This window comes from Desulfobotulus sp. (assembly GCF_034006065.1).
Lineage (GTDB): Bacteria > Desulfobacterota > Desulfobacteria > Desulfobacterales > ASO4-4 > Desulfobotulus.
Genome location: NZ_JAVETM010000119.1, coordinates 1 through 2,616, shown reverse-complemented (window position 1 = coordinate 2,616; position 2,616 = coordinate 1). Strand labels below are relative to the sequence as shown.

General features: G+C 49.8%; 5 protein-coding genes. 4 read left to right on the top strand and 1 reads right to left on the bottom strand.

Translation table 11 applies throughout. The features are described 5' to 3' along the window. The coding region (locus RBR60_RS16740; protein WP_320358937.1) for an ATP-binding protein at window positions 1-991 on the bottom strand (991 nt) is incomplete at its 3' end. 118 nt (window positions 992-1,109) lie between these two features. On the opposite strand from RBR60_RS16740, the gene RBR60_RS16735 reads away from it, so the two are divergent. Genes RBR60_RS16735 through RBR60_RS16720 form a run of 4 tightly spaced genes read left to right on the top strand, consistent with a single transcriptional unit; the run spans window position 1,110 to window position 2,250 of the window. Beyond that, on the top strand, window positions 1,110-1,445 hold the full coding sequence (locus RBR60_RS16735) for a nucleotidyltransferase domain-containing protein (protein WP_320358935.1): 336 nt from the start codon (window positions 1,110-1,112) through the stop codon (window positions 1,443-1,445). Next, window positions 1,442-1,573 (top strand): hypothetical protein, encoded by a 132-nt coding sequence (locus tag RBR60_RS16730; RefSeq protein WP_320358933.1) that lies wholly within the window; start codon window positions 1,442-1,444, stop codon window positions 1,571-1,573. Before RBR60_RS16735 ends, RBR60_RS16730 begins: the two co-directional genes overlap by 4 nt. 59 nt (window positions 1,574-1,632) lie before the next feature. Then, window positions 1,633-2,001, top strand: coding sequence for a DUF4160 domain-containing protein (locus RBR60_RS16725; protein WP_320358931.1), 369 nt, complete (start codon window positions 1,633-1,635; stop codon window positions 1,999-2,001). 3 nt (window positions 2,002-2,004) lie between these two features. Beyond that, window positions 2,005-2,250, top strand: a complete 246-nt coding sequence (locus RBR60_RS16720; RefSeq protein WP_320358929.1) for a DUF2442 domain-containing protein — start codon at window positions 2,005-2,007, stop codon at window positions 2,248-2,250. Window positions 2,251-2,616: the final 366 nt, after the last annotated feature.

Sequence of the window (2,616 nt, the reverse complement as noted above, 5' to 3'; positions counted from 1 at the left end):
CCTGAAGGGTTTTTCGTTTTTCTTCCAGGGTCTTTTCCCGAACAGCCTGACGCTCCAGCTCTTCGCTGAGGCCTTGCAGCCGTTTTTCCAGAAGCTCCTTTTTCATCAGGGAAAACCAGGCCTTGAGACTGTCCCGGCACTGGCGCAGTTCTTCTGAAACCTGCACCTCGGCTCCATGGCGCTCGCAGTCCGCCACAAGGGGGCTTAAACGCTCCACCTGATCCTTGGCTTTCAAGACCGCCCCATGGGCCCGGCTGAGATCGTCAAAATGGGAAATCAGGGCTGCGATGCGGGGAGCCACATCAAAGGGTTCCAGCATGTGGCTGCGGACAAAATCCGTAAGATTGCCCACGGACTTCAGAGAAACGGTCTGGTGAAAAAGTTCCAGGGCCTGCTCGTTTTCAATGCCAAAACGTCTGCGAAACCAGGCCCCGTAGGGAGGAAAACTCTCAAAAATGCTGGCCTGGGATTTTTTCAGTTTTTTCCGAAGTTCCTTCATGTCTGAACCGAATCCGGAAAAATCGGCAATGATGGAGAGATCCGACTCAGAGGCCACAAAAAACCGGGCAGGCGGCCCCAGAAGCTCCTTGATCCAGAACACCTGGGCGAGTGTCACGGTTTTTCCGTATGCCGCATTGGCAAAGACACCGAGGATGACCGAATAGGCTCCCGGCTCCCGCAGAGCCACGGGTTTCGCGCTGCCACCCGTTTCGCTGCGGCCGGATTTGTAATGTCCCAGCACATAGGAGCGCAGGCTGCGCTCCCTGGATTCGGCCCCTGCGGCCTTGTTGTAGGCAATGCGGTGGCTGGGCACAAGAAGGGTGGTGACCGCATCCACCAGGGTGGATTTGCCGGAACCGATATCGCCGGTGAGCAGGGCGTTTCTGCCATTGAGCATCAGGCTCCAGACCTGCCCGTCAAAGGTGCCCCAGTTCAGCACCTCCAGCCGTTGCAGGCGGAATCCGGCAAGGTTTTCCCCCATCCCGTCCATGGACAGCCCCTCCTTTTTCATTGTCCGCATCCGCCGTTCTCAGGCTGGATTCTTTGTCTGGATGCTGTATAGTAAAGTCATGAGCTTGAAAGCCCCTCACAGTGGAGACCCTCACACAATGACGGAAACCATCGAAGCCCTGAAAAAAGAAATTATCCGCTGCCTTCGGCCCATGAATCCGGAAAAAGTCATTCTTTTCGGAAGCCATGCCGCCGGAACAGCCACGGAAGACAGTGACATTGATCTTTACATTGTCACAAAGGACAATTTCATCCCTGCCACATGGGAAGAAAAAAGAACGCTGGCAAGGCGCTATTCCCGGTCCATGCAGGATATCCGAAAAAAACGGGGGATTGATCTCATTGTCCACACCCGCACCATGAGCGAAAACTTTATCAGGGCCAACAGCTCTTTTTCCAGGGAAATTCACGAGAAAGGACAAAGGCTTCTATGAAGACTCCGAACAGGTGGATGGCCCTGGAATGGCTGAAAGCGGCAAAAGACGACATCATGGCCTGTGAACAGATATTCCCCTGTGAGCATTTAAGCCATATCACCGCATTCCATGCCCCCCTGTGTTAGGGTAGTTGTCACCTCAGGCTGAGCATTATGCGCCAAACGCAGACTAAGACTATTTGATCATGACGAGAATAATTCCAGCAAGAGAACTTGATAAATTCATAAAGTCTACTGGATGGAAGCCTGAAAATAGATCGGAAAATGATAATGGAGATATTAACATGCCAACTATTTCGCTGTTTTATGGAATAATCATTTACATGTATTATTTTGATAATAAAGAACATAAAACACCTCATATTCATGCCAATTATGCTGAATATGATGCTGTCATTTCAATACCCGAAGGTGAAGTTTTAAGTGGTGAAATGCCAAACAAAAAACTCAAATTGATACAAGCATGGGTTGAAATCCACCAGGAGGATTTGATAGCCAACTGGAAATTGGCCGTCGAAGGCCAGCAACCCCATAAAATAGAACCGTTGAGGTGAACAATGTTAAAGGTAAAAAAAGTCAATGCAAATGATGATTATACCTTATTTGTTGAATTGTCTGATGGCCGAACCGGGATATTTGACGTTAAACCTTATTTAGATAAAGGCGTATTTAAACAGTTACAGGATAAAAATTATTTTAAGCAAGTAAAACCCTTCTTTTGCGGAATCATCTGGCCAAATGAGCAGGATTTGAGTGCTGAGACTATTGGATATGAATTAAAAAAATTGAAATCGCATAACTGAGGGCACCCGACTCCCCATCCTCATCGCTTTCCCCGCGCCCCGGATGCCGTGCACCTTCACCAGCGGAAGGCACCGTAAGGGTTCCAGGCCGGGGAGGGCGAGGGGCAGGCCGTGCTCTCTCATGGCCTGGAGTCGCATCCCCTGGTTTTTACCCCTGATGTTCCCCTCAAGTCCATCCTCAAGAAAAGAAAAAATGAAAAACTCCCAGCAAGGGGCCGGGTTCTGCTGCGGGATGAAAGGTATATGCAGGAAGTCATACCTTCAGGGAGTCTTTGCGCGGATGGTCAGAAAACCATCTCCTCAAAATCCAGGGGACTTTTCTTTTCTTTGATGGTCGTGGAAACAACGGTGTGGGTGTAGATCATG

Coding starts and splice junctions, on each gene's coding strand:
- RBR60_RS16720 (WP_320358929.1), top strand. CDS start 2,005: ATGTTAAAGGTAAAAAAAGTCAATGCAAATGATGATTATACCTTATTT.
- RBR60_RS16725 (WP_320358931.1), top strand. CDS start 1,633: ATGACGAGAATAATTCCAGCAAGAGAACTTGATAAATTCATAAAGTCT.
- RBR60_RS16735 (WP_320358935.1), top strand. CDS start 1,110: ATGACGGAAACCATCGAAGCCCTGAAAAAAGAAATTATCCGCTGCCTT.
- RBR60_RS16730 (WP_320358933.1), top strand. CDS start 1,442: ATGAAGACTCCGAACAGGTGGATGGCCCTGGAATGGCTGAAAGCGGCA.